The 16,763-nt window shown below is 73.9% G+C and carries 14 protein-coding genes; 10 read left to right on the plus strand and 4 right to left on the minus strand.

All coding sequences use genetic code 11. From position 1 onward, the window contains the following. The first annotated feature begins 137 nt into the window (after window positions 1–137). The 8 genes from efeU to hpf all read left to right on the plus strand — a co-directional run bounded on the left by efeU (window position 138) and on the right by hpf (window position 9,443). On the plus strand, window positions 138–1,031 hold the full coding sequence (gene efeU / locus LPU61_RS01480) for an iron uptake transporter permease EfeU (protein WP_043962063.1): 894 nt from the start codon (window positions 138–140) through the stop codon (window positions 1,029–1,031). A 21-nt stretch (window positions 1,032–1,052) separates the two neighbouring features. After that, window positions 1,053–2,186, plus strand: a complete 1,134-nt coding sequence (gene efeO / locus LPU61_RS01485; protein ID WP_229403846.1) for an iron uptake system protein EfeO — start codon at window positions 1,053–1,055, stop codon at window positions 2,184–2,186. A 46-nt stretch (window positions 2,187–2,232) separates the two neighbouring features. Next, entirely contained in the window at window positions 2,233–3,513 is a 1,281-nt protein-coding gene (gene efeB / locus LPU61_RS01490; RefSeq protein ID WP_229403847.1) for an iron uptake transporter deferrochelatase/peroxidase subunit, read from the plus strand. 75 nt (window positions 3,514–3,588) lie between these two features. Next, window positions 3,589–4,278 carry an MtrAB system response regulator MtrA gene (gene mtrA / locus LPU61_RS01495; protein WP_043962066.1) on the plus strand — a complete coding sequence of 230 codons (690 nt, stop codon included), beginning with the start codon at window positions 3,589–3,591 and terminating at the stop codon, window positions 4,276–4,278. Window positions 4,279–4,291: 13 nt separating this feature from the next. Further along, a complete protein-coding gene (gene mtrB, locus LPU61_RS01500; RefSeq protein ID WP_374199558.1) occupies window positions 4,292–6,046 on the plus strand; it encodes an MtrAB system histidine kinase MtrB in 1,755 nt (584 codons plus the stop codon). Next, the gene (locus LPU61_RS01505) at window positions 6,043–7,857 is read left to right on the plus strand and encodes an LpqB family beta-propeller domain-containing protein (RefSeq protein ID WP_229403848.1); all 1,815 of its coding nucleotides are present in this window, start codon (window positions 6,043–6,045) and stop codon (window positions 7,855–7,857) included. The genes mtrB and LPU61_RS01505 overlap by 4 nt, the downstream gene beginning before the upstream one ends. Beyond that, the gene (locus tag LPU61_RS01510; protein WP_229403849.1) at window positions 7,857–8,561 is read left to right on the plus strand and encodes a ComF family protein; all 705 of its coding nucleotides are present in this window, start codon (window positions 7,857–7,859) and stop codon (window positions 8,559–8,561) included. Before LPU61_RS01505 ends, LPU61_RS01510 begins: the two co-directional genes overlap by 1 nt. A 252-nt stretch (window positions 8,562–8,813) precedes the next feature. Beyond that, the gene (hpf, locus tag LPU61_RS01515) at window positions 8,814–9,443 is read left to right on the plus strand and encodes a ribosome hibernation-promoting factor, HPF/YfiA family (protein WP_043962069.1); all 630 of its coding nucleotides are present in this window, start codon (window positions 8,814–8,816) and stop codon (window positions 9,441–9,443) included. 51 nt (window positions 9,444–9,494) lie between these two features. On the opposite strand, the gene LPU61_RS01520 is transcribed toward hpf, so the two are convergent. After that, window positions 9,495–10,619, minus strand: coding sequence for a GNAT family N-acetyltransferase (locus tag LPU61_RS01520; RefSeq protein ID WP_229403850.1), 1,125 nt, complete (start codon window positions 10,617–10,619; stop codon window positions 9,495–9,497). Beyond that, window positions 10,616–11,818: a GNAT family N-acetyltransferase gene (locus LPU61_RS01525; RefSeq protein ID WP_199485976.1), complete on the minus strand. Its 1,203-nt coding sequence runs from the start codon at window positions 11,816–11,818 to the stop codon at window positions 10,616–10,618. The genes LPU61_RS01520 and LPU61_RS01525 overlap by 4 nt, the downstream gene beginning before the upstream one ends. Window positions 11,819–11,980: 162 nt before the next feature. Between LPU61_RS01525 and secA the strand changes: the two genes are divergently transcribed. Further along, window positions 11,981–14,899: a preprotein translocase subunit SecA gene (gene secA, locus LPU61_RS01530; RefSeq protein ID WP_229403851.1), complete on the plus strand. Its 2,919-nt coding sequence runs from the start codon at window positions 11,981–11,983 to the stop codon at window positions 14,897–14,899. Window positions 14,900–15,078: 179 nt separating this feature from the next. On the opposite strand, the gene LPU61_RS01535 is transcribed toward secA, so the two are convergent. Beyond that, a complete protein-coding gene (locus tag LPU61_RS01535; protein WP_043962073.1) occupies window positions 15,079–15,681 on the minus strand; it encodes an Rv3235 family protein in 603 nt (200 codons plus the stop codon). Between the two features lie 99 nt (window positions 15,682–15,780). Next, window positions 15,781–16,008 (minus strand): helix-turn-helix domain-containing protein, encoded by a 228-nt coding sequence (locus tag LPU61_RS01540; RefSeq protein WP_007074927.1) that lies wholly within the window; start codon window positions 16,006–16,008, stop codon window positions 15,781–15,783. A 203-nt stretch (window positions 16,009–16,211) separates the two neighbouring features. Between LPU61_RS01540 and LPU61_RS01545 the strand changes: the two genes are divergently transcribed. Beyond that, window positions 16,212–16,721 carry a hypothetical protein gene (locus LPU61_RS01545; protein WP_043962074.1) on the plus strand — a complete coding sequence of 170 codons (510 nt, stop codon included), beginning with the start codon at window positions 16,212–16,214 and terminating at the stop codon, window positions 16,719–16,721. The last annotated feature ends 42 nt before the right edge of the window (window positions 16,722–16,763 follow it).

Genomic DNA, 16,763 nt, shown 5'->3' on the forward strand with positions numbered 1-16,763 from the left:
CCGCGGCGGCGGCCCCGCGGTGCGCCGTGGCCGGGCGGGTGACGTGGCGAAGAACAACTTGACGGAGCCGGGTCGACGGGAGGAAGGTATGGCTGCCCTAAGTTAACCGAGGCAACCTGATCGATCACGGAGCACCGATGTTCGCCACCTACCTGATCGGCCTGCGCGAGGGCCTGGAAGCGACCCTCGTGGTCAGCATCCTGGTCGCCTTCCTCGTGAAGTCGCAGCGCCGGGACCGGCTGCCGCAGGTGTGGGGCGGCGTCGGGCTCGCGGTGGCGCTGTCGGTGCTCTTCGGCTGGCTGATCGAATACACCTCGACCTCGCTGCTGGCCCGCTCGGAGGACCGGGAGCTGTTCGAGGCGGTCACCTCGGTGGCGGCCGTCGTCTTCGTCACCTGGATGATCTTCTGGATGCGCCGGGCGGCCCGCACGATCGCCGGCGAGCTGCGCGGCCGGCTCACCGAGGCGCTCGCGGTCGGCTCCCTCGCGGTCGCCGGGATGGCCTTCCTCGCGGTGATCCGCGAAGGGCTGGAGACCGCGCTCATCTTCTACTCCGCCGCCCAGGGCGCGGCCGGCGACAGCGGCCCGCTGCTGGCCCTGCTCGCCGGCATTGCCAGCGCCGTGGCGATCGGCGTGGGCCTCTACTTCAGCGCCCTGCGGATCAACCTGTCGACGTTCTTCACCTGGACCGGCGCGCTGCTGATCCTGGTCGCCGCCGGCATCCTCAAGTACGGCGTGCACGACTTCCAGGAGGCCGGGGTCCTGCCGGGCCTCAACGACCTGGCCTTCGACATCAGCGCGACGCTCGACCCGAGCACCTGGTACGCCGCCCTGCTCGCCGGGATGTTCAACGTGACCCCCGCCCCGAGCGTGCTGGAGACGGTCGCGTGGGTCGCGTACGCGGTGCCGGTGCTGGTGCTCTTCCTGCGCCGCCCCGCCCCTCCCGCCGGCGCGAGCGCGCCCACCCCGTCGGCGGGTTCCGCCGGCGTCACCGAGCCCACCGGAACGGCGCCCGCGTCGCCGCGCGCCTGACCATCCCGAGGAGAAACCCCGATGCGTACCACCCGCTTCCTGGTGCTCGCCGCCGCCGGCGCGCTCGCCACCACCGGCCTCGCCGCCTGCGGCGGGCAGGAGAAGGACGCTGGCACGGCCGACGGCGGCCCGATCGCCGTCAAGGCGAGCGACACCGCCTGCGAGGTCGGCCGGACCGAGCTGGCCGCCGGCCAGACCGTCTTCGAGGTGACGAACTCCGGCGCGAAGGTGACCGAGTTCTACGTCTACGCCGCCGGGGACCGGGTGATGGGCGAGGTCGAGAACATCGCCCCCGGGCTCAAGCGCGAGCTGCGCGTGGAGCTGCCCGCCGGGACGTACGAGACGGCCTGCAAGCCCGGGATGAGCGGCAAGGGGATCCGGGGGGCGCTGAAGGTCAGCGGCACCGCCGCGACCGTCGCCCCCGACGCCGCGCTGGCCGAGGCCACCGCGAGCTACCAGCGGTACGTGAACAGCCAGACCGCCGCGCTGCTGACGAAGACCGAGGAGTTCGTCACCGCCGTCAAGGCCGGCGACGTGGCGAAGGCCAAGGCGCTGTACCCGGTGGCCCGCACCTACTGGGAGCGGATCGAGCCGGTCGCGGAGAGCTTCGGCGACCTCGACCCGAAGATCGACGGCCGCGAGGAGGTCGTCGAGGAGGGCATGGAGTTCACCGGCTTCCACCGGATCGAGAAGGACCTGTGGACCACCGGCGACATCAGCAAGGACGGCCCGATCGCCGACCGGCTGCTCACCGACGTCAAGGCGATCGTCGCCAAGGCCAACGCCGAGAAGCTCACCCCGCTCCAGCTCGCCAACGGCGCGAAGGCGCTGCTCGACGAGGTCGCCAGCGGCAAGATCACCGGCGAGGAGGAGCGGTACTCGCACACCGACCTGTGGGACTTCAACGCCAACCTGGAGGGCTCGAAGGCCGCCATCGCGGCGCTGCGCCCGGCCCTGGAGCAGCGCGCCCCCGAGCTGGTCACCCAGCTCGACGCCGAGTTCGCCAACGTGGAGACGGCGCTCGGCAAGCACCGCGACGGTGACGGCTGGAAGCTGCACACCGCGCTGAGCAAGGCCGAGCTGAAGGAGTTGTCCGACAGCATCAACGCGCTGGCCGAGCCGATCAGCAAGGTCGCCGCGGTCGTCGCCCGGTGACGTACGTCCCCGGCGCACGCGCCGACGAGCAGGAAGGGGTGCAGCGATGAGCGCGAGCAGGCTGTCCCGGCGGCGGGCGATCACGCTCGCCGGCGCGGGGGTCGCCGGGGTGGCGGGCGTCGCCGCCGGGGCCGGCGCTCTGGTCCGGGGCGGGGCGGAGCACGCCTCGGCGAATCAGGGCGCGGCGGCCGGTGCGGTGCCCTTCCACGGCGAGCACCAGGCCGGCATCACCACCCCGGCCCAGGACCGGCTGCACTTCGTCGCCTTCGACGTGGTCACCAAGGACCGGGCCCGCCTGGTCGAGCTGCTCGGCGAGTGGACGGCCGCCGCCGCCCGGATGACCGCCGGGAAGGACGCCGGGGTGATCGGCGCGGTCGGCGGCGTGCCGGAGGCCCCGCCGGACGACACCGGCGAGGCGCTCGGGCTGCCCCCGTCCCAGCTCACCCTCACCGTCGGCTTCGGGCCGACGCTGTTCCGCGACGCCCAGGGGCGGGACCGGTTCGGCCTCGCCGACCGCCGGCCCGCCGCGCTGGTCGACCTGCCGCACTTCGCCGGGGACGCGCTGCGGCCGGAGATCTCCGGCGGCGACCTCTGCGTGCAGGCCTGCGCCAACGACCCCCAGGTGGCGGTGCACGCCATCCGCAACCTGGCCCGCATCGGCATGGGCGTGGTCAGCGTCCGCTGGTCGCAGCTCGGGTTCGGGCGCACCTCGTCGACCTCGACGGGGCAGGCGACCCCGCGCAACCTGTTCGGCTTCAAGGACGGCACGGCCAACCTCAAGGCCGAGGACGGCGGGCTGCTGCGCGAGCACCTGTGGGTGCAGCCCGGCGACGGCCCGGACTGGATGACGGGCGGGTCGTACCTGGTCACCCGGAAGATCCGGATGCTCGTCGAGACCTGGGACCGCAGCTCGCTGGTCGAGCAGGAGCAGATCGTCGGCCGGGCCAAGGGCAGCGGCGCGCCGCTGGGCAAGGGCGACGAGTTCGACGAGCCCGACTTCGCCGCGAAGGGCGACGACGGCCAGCCGATGATCGCCGCGACGTCGCACGTGCGGCTGGCCCACCCCGACGCCAACGACGGGGCGCGGCTGCTGCGGCGGGGCTACAACTTCGTGGACGGCTCCGACGGGCTGGGCCGGCTCGACGCCGGGCTGTTCTTCATCGCCTACCAGCGGGACCCGCGCAAGCAGTTCGTGCCCATCCAGACCCGGCTGGCCCGCAACGACGCGATGAACGAGTATCTGCGGCACGTCTCCAGCGGCATCTTCGCCTGCCCGCCCGGCGTACGCGACGGCGGCGACCACTGGGGGCGGGCCCTGTTCGGCTGACGAGGTGGCCCGCCCGGCGACTCCCGGGACGGTGCCGGTCCCACCGACCGGAACGGGGATGGAAGTATAGATCCCATGAGAGCCCGGGTACTGGTGGTCGACGACGACCCCGCGCTCGCCGAGATGCTCGGCATCGTCCTGCGCAGCGAGGGTTTCCTGCCCTCGTTCGTCGCCGACGGGGAACGGGCGCTGGCCGCGTTCCGGGAGAACCGGCCCGACATCGTCCTGCTCGACCTGATGCTGCCCGGCATGAGCGGCATCGACGTGGCGCGGGCGATCCGGGGCGAGTCGGGCGTGCCGATCGTGATGCTGACGGCCAAGAGCGACACGGTGGACGTGGTGCTCGGCCTGGAGTCCGGCGCGGACGACTACGTGGTCAAGCCGTTCAAGCCCAAGGAGCTGGTGGCCCGGATGCGGGCCCGGCTGCGCCGGGGCGAGGACGTGGCCCCCGAGCTGCTGACCATCGGTCCGCCCGGCAACCAGATCAGCATCGACGTGCCGGCACACACGGTGAGCCGCAACGGCGAGGAGGTGAAGCTGACGCCGCTGGAGTTCGACCTGCTGGTCGCGCTCGCCCGCAAGCCGCGTCAGGTCTTCACCCGCGAGGTGCTGCTGGAGCAGGTCTGGGGCTACCGGCACGCCGCCGACACCCGGCTGGTCAACGTGCACGTGCAGCGGCTGCGGGCCAAGATCGAGCCGGATCCGGAGCGGCCGGAAATCATCCTGACGGTGCGGGGCGTGGGCTACAAGGCGGGCACGGGATAGCCTTGGTCGCACTGTGACCACCTCCCCGCCTCCCGGTCCCGCACCCACCGTCACCCGCCGGCCACCCGCCGCGCGGGAGCTGTGGCGCGCGCTGTCCGGGCGGGTGGCGCGGCTGCTGGCGGGCGCGCACCAGACGTGGCGCCGCTCGCTCCAGCTCCGGGTGGTGACCATCACACTGGTCACGTCCAGCCTGCTCGTGGGCGGTTTCGCCTACCTCATCGCCGACAAGATCACCAACATCCTGCTGGAGAACGCCGAGACCGACGTCCGGCTGCGGCTCAGCAGCGGCAGCGACTACGCGGCCAAGCAGTTCAGCCTGTTCAGCCAGGCGCAGGAGGCCCAGCTCCAGGACACCATCGACGGCACGGTCAACTACCTGGCCGGCGGCGACCCGCAGCAGACCAGCGGGGTGGTGGTGGCGATCACCGCCGACAACTACACCGGGATCATCGAGCCGCGCTTCTCGCCCGACGTCGACGTCCGCCCGCTGATCAGCCGGGAGCTGCGGGCCACCGTCGCCGACGGCAACATCGCCAGCCAGATCCGCACCGGCCGGCTCACCGGCGACACCACGAAATACCTGGTGTACGGCTCCCCGGTGCCGACCCGGTTCGGCCAGGTGGAGCTCTACTACCTCGTCCCGCTGACCCGGCAGGACGCCACGGCGACCGATGCCCGGGCCACCGTGGTGGCCACCGGGGCGGCCCTGGTGCTGCTGCTCGGCCTGCTCGCCGCCCTGGTGACCCGGCTGGTGGTGACGCCCGTGCGGGTGGCCGCCCGCACTGCCCAGCGGCTCTCCGCCGGCCTGCTCGACCAGCGGATGGTGGTCAACGGCGAGGACGACCTGGCGCTGCTGGCCGCCTCGTTCAACCAGATGGCGACCAACCTGCAACGGCAGATCCTCCGGCTGGAGGAGATGTCCCGGTTGCAGCGCCGGTTCACCTCCGACGTCTCGCACGAGCTGCGCACCCCGCTGACCACCGTCCGGATGGCCGCCGACCTGATCTTCGCCGAGCGGGAGGAGTTCGAGCCGGCCGTCGCCCGCAGCGCCGAGCTGCTCCAGGCCGAGCTGGACCGCTTCGAGGAACTGCTCACCGACCTGCTGGAGATCAGCCGGTTCGACGCCGGGTTCGCCATGCTGGACGCCGAGCCGACCGACCTGGTCCCGGTCGTGCACCGGGTCGCCGACCGGCTGGCCGGGCTGGCCGAGCGGGTCGGCGTCACCATCGACCTCGACCTGCCGGACGCCCCGGTGATCGCCGAGGTGGACCCGCGCCGCGTCGAGCGGGTGCTGCGCAACCTGGTCGGCAACGCCGTCGAGCACGGCGAGGGCAAGCCCGTCCGGATCACCCTCGGCCAGGACCGGGCGGCCGTCGCGGTCACCGTCCGCGACCACGGGGTCGGCCTCAAACCGGGCGAGGAGAAGCTGGTCTTCAACCGTTTCTGGCGGGCCGACCCGTCCCGGGCGCGGCAGACCGGCGGCACGGGCCTCGGCCTGTCCATCAGCCTGGAGGACGCCCGGCTGCACGGCGGCTGGCTGGAGGCGTGGGGCGCGCCCGGCCAGGGCGCCCAGTTCCGGCTCACCCTGCCGGCCCGGGCCGGCGACCGGCTGACCACGTCGCCGCTGCGGCTGGTGCCCGCCGACGCGACCCTGCCCTTCGGCGGCCCCCGGGCCGGCGGGCTGCTCGCCATCGGCCCCGGTCCCGGCGGCGCCCTGGCCATCGGCCCGGCGGCGGGGGCCGAGGGCCGGGCGGAGGTGGGCTCGTGACCCGCCGCCGGCTCGCCGCGCTGCTCGCCGGGGTGCTCCTGCTCACCGGGGCGGCCGGCTGCGGCATCCCCGAGCGGTCCGAGGTCAGGGTCGACGGGCAGGTCACCGCCGCCAAGTCCGGCTCGTCGAGCTTCCGCCGGGACGAGCCGCCGAACCGCCTCGCCAGCGGCACCGACCGCGCGGCCTTCGTCACCAACTTCCTCTCCGCCGCGGCGGGGGAGGCGGACCGCGCCTACTACCGGGTCAAGCAGTTCGTCGCCCCCGAGGGGCGCAGCCGGATCCAGGAGAAGCAGCCCAGCGAGGTGGCCCTCACCGTGGTGCGGCTGCGTGAGACGCCGGTGATCACCGACAGCACCGACGGCACCAGGGTCACGCTGCGGGTGCAGCAGATCGGCCTGCTGCGCGCCGACGGCACCCTCATGCCGCCGGTGGCCACCGAGACGGAATACCGCTTCGAGCTGCGCGCCGCCGCCCAGGAGGACAAGCCGGACACCGGCTGGTACGTCGCCGACCCGCCGCCGAACGTGCTGCTGCTCAGCGACCAGGCGCTGCGCCAGTACTACCAGACCCACATCGTCTACTTCTGGAACACCGGCCGCACCCAACTGGTGCCCGACCAGCGCTACCTGCCGCTGGCCGTGCCCGACGAGCGGCGGGTCACCGAGGTGGTCAAGTGGCTGACCGCCGGGCCGTCGGAGTGGCTGGGGCCGGGCACGAGCCGGCTGCCCGACGGCACCCGACTGATCAACAACGCGACCGGGGCCGACGGGCGGTGGGAGGTCAACCTCGACATGCCCGTGGACGCGGACGACCGGCGGGTGGAGGAGTTCGTCGACCAGCTCGCCTGGTCGCTGCCGGAGCTGGACGGCCAGCTCGAACTGCGGATCCACAACCAGACCCGGGTGACCGTGCCCGACCTCGGCCAGCGTCGGCGGGACCGGCCGGCGTACCCGCTCGGCGGCAACCCGCAGCGGTTCTGCGTCTACGACGGCGCGGTGCACCCGCTCGACTTCGGCGGCGGCGAGCCACTCGGCGCCGCACCGGTCACCGAGGCCGTCAACAAGGGCGTCGTCGCCGCCGGGTTCAGCCGCTCCCATGACGAGATCCGCGCCGCGCTGGTGACCGCCGGGGCGGACAAGCGGCAGCGGCTGGTGGTCGGCGTCGGCGCGGCGCCGGTGTCGATCGTCCAGCGCGGCACCCGCACGTTCACCGCGATGGGCCAGCCGGTGTGGCTGCGCTCGCCCGCCCCCGACCGGCCGCAGGGCCTGGTGGTGGCCGACGGCGCGCTCTACCGCTTCGACTCCGGCGCCCAGTTGCGGGCCGTCCCGTTGACCGCCGAGGGCAAGGTGACGGCGGTGGCGACATCGCTGGACGGGCACCGGATCGCCGTCGTCGTCGGCGGGGCGCTGTACGTCGCGGCGGTCAACCTCAACGGCGGCGTGGTCTCCGTGGGCCCGGCCCGCCGGCTGGCCACCTCGCTGACCGACCTCTCCGCCGTCGACTGGGCGGGGGAGAACACCCTGCACCTGGCGGGCTCGGCCGGCCGTCCGGCGATCTACGACATCAGCGTGGACGGGGCCCTGGAGACGCCGCTGCGCCGCGACGTCGGCGCCCGGGTCACCCACCTGTCGTCGTACCCGCTGAACGCGGTGGCGCCGTTCCCCAACGGCAACCTGATGTACGAGGCGAACGGGGTGGCCTACCGCAACAGCCCGTTCGACACGATCAAGCGGGACGAGGTGCGGGACGTGACCCCGCCGCCGGCCGGGGCGCAGGCCGGCAACCCGACGGCCCCGTTCTTCCTCTACTGATGCGCCTCTGGGCGGACCTGACCGACCTGGTGCTGCCCGTGGAGTGCGCCGGTTGCCGCCAGCACCGGGCGGCCCGGCACGGGTTCTGCCCCGGCTGCGTGGCCACCCTGGCGGCGCTGCGCCCCCGGCCGGTACGCCCCACCCCCGCCCCGCCGGGGCTGCCCCCGTGCGTGGCCCTGGGCCCGTACGGCGGGGCGCTGCGGGAGGCGCTGCTGGCGTACAAGGAACGGGGCCGGCACGGGCTGGCCCGGCCGCTGGGTGGGCTGCTCGCCGAGGTGGTGGCCGGCGCGGTCGGCGCGGCGCGGCCGGTGCTGCTGGTCCCGGTGCCGGACACCGCGGCGGCGGCCCGCGCCCGCTACGGCGACCACCTCGGCCGGCTGGCCCGGCACGCGGCGGTCCGGCTCACCGGGGCCGGCTGGCCCGCCCGGGTGGTCCGGCCGCTGCGGGCGCTGCCCCGGCCGGACTCGGCGACCCTGGACAGCGCGGGCCGGGCCCTGGCGGCGGAGTCGGCGTTCCGGGCCCGGCCGGGCGTGGCCGCGCCTCCGGCCCGCGCCGGCTCGCCGCCGCCGGTGGTCGTCCTGCTCGACGACATCGTCACCACCGGCGTCACGCTGGCCGCCGCCGCGCGGGTGCTCACCGCGACCGGACTGTCACCATCGGTCGCCGCCGTTCTCGCGGCCACGGAGAAACGCCGGCTTCCGTGACCCAACGTAATTCTGATTCACCCGACCGTGTGTCAGCTGTGAAAATTCTGAGGCTTTGCGCGTTGGGGGGTGACTGCCGGGCGAACAGGGGTTAGCGTTTTCGTGTCGGGGGTAGGAAGGCATTCCCACCCGCCCCCGGCGGTGAGAGGAGGCGTAGCCGCACTGACCCGGTCGACGCCGAGCGTGGGGTCTCCCAGAAGGCGAGCCGACCGGGATTTCCGGATCGAAGACCGTCCGAACAAGGGAGGTCACGTGGACATCGTGGTCAAGGGCCGCAACGTCGAGGTCCCGGATCATTACCGGGTGCACGTAGCCGAGAAGCTCGCAAAGATCGAACGTTACGATCACAAGCTTATTCGCGTCGATGTCGAGTTGTTCCACGAGCGCAATCCGCGCCAGTCCGACCATTGCCAGCGGGTCGAGATAACGTGCGTTTCCCGTGGTCCGGTGATTCGGGCCGAGGCCTGCACCGACGATTTCTACAGCGCGCTCGACGCCGCGATCGCCAAGCTGGACAACCGGCTGCGCCGCGCGGCGGACCGCCGCCGGGTCCACCGGGGGCGGCACGCGCCGATCTCCGTGGCGGCGGCCACGGCCGACCTGCCGGTCGCCGGCCTCGGGGCGCCCGTCGCGGCCCTCGACGGCGCCGGCACGGCCACGGCCGTCGCCGAGCGGTTCGAGGAGGAACCCGACGACCAGCCGTGGCACATCGCCCGGGCGAAGGTCCACCCCGCCGAGCCGATGACGGTCGACGACGCGCTGTTCCAGATGGAACTGGTCGGGCACGACTTCTACCTGTTCCACGACAAGGAGTCCGGCCGCCCCAGCGTCGTCTACCGGCGACACGCCTACGACTACGGCATCATCTCCCTCGACACCTGACCCGACGGCCGCCCCGCCGACCCCTGCACGGGGTCGGCGGGGCGGCTCCGGTCAGCCGGGCGGATCCGTGGCGAGCCGGGCGTACTGGACCGAGTCGACGCGGGTGCCGTCGGGGCCGGGCAGCCGGCCGCGCAGGAGGCCCTCCCGGGTGAAGCCGGCCCGCTCCAGGACCCGCTGCGAGGCCTCGTTCTCCGGCCGGGTGCCCGCCCAGACCCGGGCCAGCCCCACCCCGTCGAACGCCCACCCCGTGACCAGGCGCACCGCCCGGGTGGCCAGCCCCCGCCCCCGCCCCGCGGGCAGCAGGCTGAAGCCGACCATCGCCTGCCCGGTCGCCTGCTCGTCGTGGTAGAGCATGCACCCGCCGGCCAGCTCGCCGGTGTGCGCGTCCACGATGGCCAGGTCGGCCGCCTCCCCGGCCAGCCAGCGGGTGCCGGCCAGCCGGCAGCGCCGCTCGACCTCGGCGGGCGTCGGGGCGCGCGGCGGCACCCGGTTCGCGACGACCTCGGGCAGGCTGTGCAGCGCGAACAACGCCCCCGCGTCGTCGGGCCCGACCGGGCGCACGGTCACCACGCCGTCGGTGAGCCGGCCGCCGGGCAGGTCGGGCAGGAGCCGGGGCACCGGGCCGGGCGGGTCGTCGACAAGGCGTACCCAGCAGACCAGATCCTGCCGGCCGCCGCCGCGCGCCAGGTTCGCCGCCCGGCGTACCCCCTCGTGCCGGAACCCGGCGGCGAGCGCGACCCGCTGGCTGGCCGTGTTCTCCGGGTGGGTGAGCAGCTCCATGCGGGCCGTGCCGTGCGCGAAGGCCGCCGCCGCGAGCGCCCGGGTCGCGGCCGTGGCCACGCCGCGACCCCGCGCCCACGGCGCGACCCAGTAACCCAGCTCCGCCTGCCCCCGCACCGGCACCAGGTTGCCCAGGCCCGCGCCGCCGAGCAGCCGGTCGGTGGCCGGGTCCGCGATCGCGTACGAGGCCCCGCCGGCAGCCCGGGCCGCCGGGGCGCCCTCGGTCACCCACCACCGGGCGTCGGCCTCCGTGTACGGGCTGGGCATGCCGGAGATGAACCGCTGGGTGAGCGGGTCGGCGCAGGCCGCCGCGACGTCCGGCACGTCCTCGACGCGGTACGGCCGCAGCCGCACCCCGTCGCCCTCGATGGTGTCGGGCAGGCGGGGCGCGCTCATGCCCCGCTCCCGGTCGGCCTGGGCGTGGTCGCGGCCAGGTCCCCGGGCAGCAGCGACGCGACCCAGGCGTCGGCCCGGGTGCCGGCGCGGGTGGGCAGGAAGCCCCGGGCGGTGCCCTCCATGGTGAACCCCGCCTTCTCGGCGACCCGGCGGGAGGCGGTGTTGCCGACGAGCGCGCGCCACTCGACGCGGGCCAGGCCGAGGGTGGTGAAGCCCCAGGCGGCCAGGGCGGCGGTGGCGGCCGGCATGTACCCCCGGCCCCGGGCGTGCGGCGCGGTCATGAAGCCGACCATGCCCTGCACCGGGTCGGCGGCGGCGATCCGCAGGTCGACCGAGGCGACGTACCGGTCTTCGTCGTCGGCGACGGTGAAGTACGCGCCGGTGCCGCGCGCCCAGGCCGCGTCGGCGACGTCGCGCCTGAACCCTTCGGCGTCCGCCCGCTCGTACGGGGCCGGCACCGTGGTCCACTCGACCGTGTGCGGGTCCCGGCAGGTCTCGGTGATCGCGTCGAGGTCGCCCTCCTCGATCGGCCGCAGCCGCAGCTCCCGCCCGGCGACGGTGGCGAACAGGGTGGGCTGCGCCCGGCCGAAGACGCCGGCCCGGCGGGCGTCGAGGGAGTCCGGCCCGGCGGGGCCCGCGCTGCCCGGTGCGGGCAGGTCCTCGGGGAACAGGGAGCCGACCCAGCCCTCCGGCCGCCCGCCCGGCGACGGGTCGGCCAGCCGCAGTTCGCCGGAGACCCGGAAGCCGGCGCGCAGCGCGGCCAGCCGGGAGGCGTGGTTGCCGATCTCGGCCTGCCAGATCAGCCGGCGCAGCCCCAGCGCGTCGAACGCCCAGCGGGCGAGGGCCCGGGTGGCCCGGGTGGCGACGCCCAGGCCCCGGGCCCACGGCGCGACCCAGTAGCCGACCTCGCCGGTGTCCGTCGTCCGGTCCACCGAGACCAGCCCGCACGAGGCGAGCAGCTCGCCGGTGGCGGCGTCGCAGACGGCGAACGGCGCGCGGGTCCCGGCCCGCCAGTCCCCGGCGCTGATCTCGCCGACGAAGGCGCGGGCGTGTTCCGGCAGGTACGGTCGCGGTACGGTGGTCCAGCGCTGGATGTCCGGATCCTGGCAGGCCCGGTGCACGGCGTCCGCATCGGCCGCCCGCCAGGGTCTCAGCAGCAGGCCGTCCTCGGTGAGCTCCACGGGTTCCACCCGAGCCATCGTGCCGGATCTTTCGCGCTGGGCGTAACCGGATATCCCGCCGCCCGGCCGGCGGTCGGAGTGTTATGTCGGTTTCTCGCCGATCAGACCGCCGCCACCAGTGACCATCGGGCCGACGAAGCGCCTACGATGGGTCGAGACTGTCTAGGGGAGCGTTGATCCGTGTCGATTCTGGAAAAGGTCCTACGCGCGGGCGAGGGCCGCATGGTGCGCCGGCTGAAGGCCATCGCCGCCGCCGTCAACTCGATCGAGGACGACTACGTCAACCTCACCGACGACGAGCTGCGGGGTCTCACGGACCAGTACCGGGAGCGGCTCGCCGACGGTGAGACCCTCGACGACCTGCTGCCGGAGGCGTTCGCCACGGTGCGCGAGGCGGCCGCCCGGGTGCTCGGCCAGCGGCCGTACGACGTGCAGGTGATGGGCGGCGCGGCGCTGCACTTCGGCAACATCGCCGAGATGAAGACCGGCGAGGGCAAGACCCTGACCTCGGTCATGGCGGTCTACCTCAACGCGCTGTCCGGCAAGGGCGTGCACGTGGTCACGGTCAACGACTACCTGGCCCAGCGCGACGCCGCCTGGATGGGCCGGGTGCACGAGTTCCTGGGCCTGACCGTCGGCGTGGTGCTGCCCAACCGGCCGGCGAGCGAGCACCGCGCGGCGTACGAGTGCGACATCACCTACGGCACCAACAACGAGTTCGGCTTCGACTACCTGCGCGACAACATGGCCTGGTCGAAGGACGAGCTGGTCCAGCGCGGCCACAACTTCGCCGTGGTCGACGAGGTCGACTCGATCCTGATCGACGAGGCCCGCACGCCGCTGATCATCTCCGGCCCGGCCGAGCACTCCGCCCGTTGGTACGGCGAGTTCGCCGGCGTGGTGGCCCGCCTCCAGCCCGGCAAGGACGGCGAGGGCGACTACGAGGTCGACTACGCCAAGCGCACCATCGCGGTGACCGAGCGCGGCGTGGCCAAGGTGGAGGACCGCCTCGGCATCGACAACCTCTACGAGTCGGTAAACACCCCCCTCGTGGGTTACCTCAACAACGCGATCAAGGCCAAGGAGCTCTACAAGCGCGACAAGGACTACATCGTCAGCGACGGCGAGGTCCTGATCGTCGACGAATTCACCGGCCGCATCCTGCACGGCCGCCGCTACAACGAGGGCATGCACCAGGCGATCGAGGCCAAGGAGGGGGTGGAGATCAAGCAGGAGAACCAGACCCTGGCCACGATCACCCTCCAGAACTACTTCCGCCTCTACGAGAAGCTCTCCGGCATGACCGGCACGGCGCAGACCGAGGCGGGCGAGTTCAACAAGGTCTACAAGGTCGGCGTGGTGACCATCCCGACCCACCGGCCGATGGTCCGGCAGGACCGGGCCGACGTCATCTACAAGACGGAGAAGGCCAAGTTCAACGCCGTCGTGGAGGACATCGCCGAGCGGCACCAGGCCGGCCAGCCGGTGCTGGTGGGCACCGTCTCGGTGGAGAACTCGGAGATCATCTCGCAGCTGCTGCGCCGCCGGGGCATCCCGCACTCCGTGCTGAACGCCAAGTTCCACGCCCGCGAGGCCGAGATCGTCGCCCAGGCCGGGCGCAAGGGCGCGGTCACGGTGGCCACCAACATGGCCGGCCGGGGCACCGACATCCTGCTCGGCGGCAACGCCGAGTTCCTCGCCGCCAACGAGCTGCGCCAGCGCGGCCTCGACCCGGCGGAGAACGAGGAGGAGTACGCCAAGGCGATGGAGGAGGTCCTGCCCAAGTGGAAGCAGGCCTGCGACGCCGAGGCGGAGGAGGTCGCCGCCGCCGGCGGGCTCTACGTGCTGGGCACGGAGCGGCACGAGTCCCGGCGCATCGACAACCAGCTGCGTGGCCGGGCCGGCCGGCAGGGTGACCCGGGCGAGTCCCGCTTCTACCTGTCCCTGCAGGACGAGCTGATGAAGCGGTTCCGGGCCGGCGCGGTCGAGGCGGTGATGGACCGCTTCAACATCCCGGAGGACGTGCCCATCGAGTCGAAGATGGTCACCCGCCAGATCAAGAGCGCGCAGGCCCAGATCGAGGGCCAGAACGCCGAGATCCGCAAGAACGTCCTCAAGTACGACGAGGTGCTCAACAAGCAGCGCCAGGTCATCTACGCCGAGCGCCTGCGGGTGCTCAACGGCGAGGACCTCTCCGACCAGGTGCGCAACATGATCGACGACGTCGTCGGCGCGTACGTCGTGGGGGCCACCAGCGACGGGTACGCCGAGGACTGGGACCTGGAGCAGCTCTGGGCCAGCCTCAAGCAGCTCTACCCGGTGGGCGTGACCCTGGACGAGCTGGAGGAGGAGCTCGGCTCCCGGGCCGGCATGGACCAGGACTTCCTGCTCGCCCGCCTCAAGGACGACGCGCACGCCGCGTACGACCGGCGCGAGGAGCAGCTCGGCACCGACGGCACCCGTGAGCTGGAGCGGATGGTGCTGCTCCAGGTCATCGACCGCAAGTGGCGCGAGCACCTCTACGAGATGGACTACCTCCAGGAGGGCATCAGCCTGCGGGCGTACGCCCAGCGCGACCCGGTGGTGGAATACCAGCGCGAGGGCTTCGACATGTTCGCCACCATGATGGACGGCATCAAGGAGGAGACGGTCGGCTTCCTCTACAACCTGGAGGTGCAGGTCCAGGAGGCCGAGCCCGAGGCCGAGGAGGTGCAGCTGCTGGAGAAGCCGGTGGAGATCAAGGCCAAGGGCCTGGGCCGCGCTCCCCAGCAGCAGGGTCTGCAATACTCCGCGCCGACCATCGACGGCGAGGCGGGTGCCGGCGCGGTCGCCGTGGAGCGGCCGGAGGAGCAGGCCCCGCCGGTGCGTAAGCCCCGCGCGGAGCGCCCGGCCCGGCCGGTCCCGCCGCCGGCCCCGGAGCCCCAGCGCGCCCCGGCAGCGTTCGGTGGCAGCGGGCAGGCGACGGCGGCCAGCTCGACCCGCCGCACGGCCCCGGGGCAGGCGGACTCGTCCGGCAACACGTCCCGCAACGCGCCCTGCCCGTGCGGCTCCGGCCGTAAGTACAAGCGCTGCCACGGCGCGGCCAACGGCGGCAACTGACCCACCGCGACACCGACGGGCCCCGGCGTTCTCGCCGGGGCCCGTCCGCGTCGGCGGGCTCCGCCGCCCAGCGTGATCGCCTGCTGGTTTGTGAGACGACACGCCGGACGAGTTCGCCAGGAACCGCAGACGATCATGGGGCTTCACCCCGGCGGGGAGCGAAAGCACCGGCGCTGACTTCAGAGGACCTGGAGGGCGGTGCACAGCCAGCGCCCCCGGCGGTGCTCCAGCCGCAGCGCCATCGCCCAGGTGCGGCCGGTGGCGGCGGTCAGGACGGCGGCGGCCTCCACGGCCGCCGGGCGGGGTTCGCAGACCCGCAGCCGGCGCAGCCGCACGGTGGGTCGGGTCGAGCGGCGGCGCACCGGGCCGGTGTGTGCGGCTGCCGTGGCCAGCTCCTGCGCCACGTCGGCCGCCCGGCCAGGCTCGGTCAGCGGGCGGATCTGCCCGGGCGGCCGGTAGCCGTTGACGATCTCCAGGCAGGTGGCGACGAACCGCTGGGCGGCCCGGGTGGCCTCCGGGGTGGCGGTCACCAGCGCGGACGGCGGCGGGGCGGTCGGGGTGGCCCGGCCGGGGCCGCCGGGGGTGGGGCGCGGGTCGTACGGCCGGCCGGTGGGCCGGCGCGGGGCGAGCCGGTGTGCCTCGAACAGGTCGAGGGCCAGCTGGGCGGCGACCGGGCGGGGGAAGCCCTCGGCCGGCTCCTCCAGGAAGGGCGGGTCGAGCGGCGGCGCGGGGCGCACCCGCACCGGGGGACGGACGGGACCGGGCCGGCGGGACTCGATCATCGCAACCCCCGATGTTTGCGTTTGCCTTCGTTTGCCTTCGACAGCATCGATTCTCGGCCACGCAGCGGCCCCGGTCAATGGCGCGGGGTGCGGGGGAGGCTACTCCGGGTCGCGGTCGGTCAGCGGGTTGCCCCGGACCCACTCGGCGGTCTCGGCGTACTTGCGCTGGATGTACTCCTCCAGCCGGGCCCGCTCGACGCGCCACTGCCCCCGGCCACCGATCTTGATCGCGGGCAGCTCGCCGCTGCGCACCATGTGGTAGACCTGCGAGTCGGACACGTTGAGCTCGGCGGCCACGTCGGAGAGCAGCAGGAACCTCGGCTCCACGGAATCTCCCGGGGTTGGGATCGTTTGCTTCAGTTTGCCACCCAATGCCGACAACGCCGCCCCGCGCCGGCCGACGCGCCACCCGGACGGCCCGCGCGGCAGCTTCCCGCCGGCCGGGTGCGCGGTGTATGACGGTCACGGCGTACGGCATGATCGGCGCCCGGGCCCACGCACGTCGGCCCGGAGGCGGAGGGAGACCACCGGTGAACGACGAGCTTGTCCGGGTGTACGTGCCGGCGATCGTGCCCATGCTCGCCCGCCTGCCCGAGCAGGGGCTGCCCGAGACGGACGCCCACGCCGTCACCCCGGCCCTGCGCGAGTGGTACGCCGAGGGCGACGAGGAGGAGCTGGAGTACGTCGCCTTCACCCGCGCCGCCCAGGACGCCCTGCTCCTGCTGCGCGACGACCCGGCCGCGCCCCGCCGCCGGGTGGTGATCTCGGTCGACGTGCCGGCGGCGGCGCTGCGCCGCACCGACGACGTGCTCGGCTCCAGCGCCGTCCGGCTGGTGCGCCCGGTGCCGGTGTCGGCCGTCGCCGCCCTGCACGTGGACGGCGACGACGCGGTCGCCGACGTGTCGGCCGCCGCCACCGTGGCCGCCGAGGCCCTGGCCGGCGACCCGGACGCCCAGTTCACCGTCGACGGCGCGGAGGACCACGAGCTGGAGTGGTACGACGTCACCGAGCTGGAGCAACTCCTCCGCGCCGCCTCCTGACCCGCGTCGCGCCCGACCGCCCCGCCGGTCCGCTGCCGCCCG

Source organism: Micromonospora sp. NBRC 110038 (genome assembly GCF_020884815.1).
Taxonomy (GTDB): Bacteria; Actinomycetota; Actinomycetes; order Mycobacteriales; family Micromonosporaceae; genus Micromonospora; species Micromonospora haikouensis.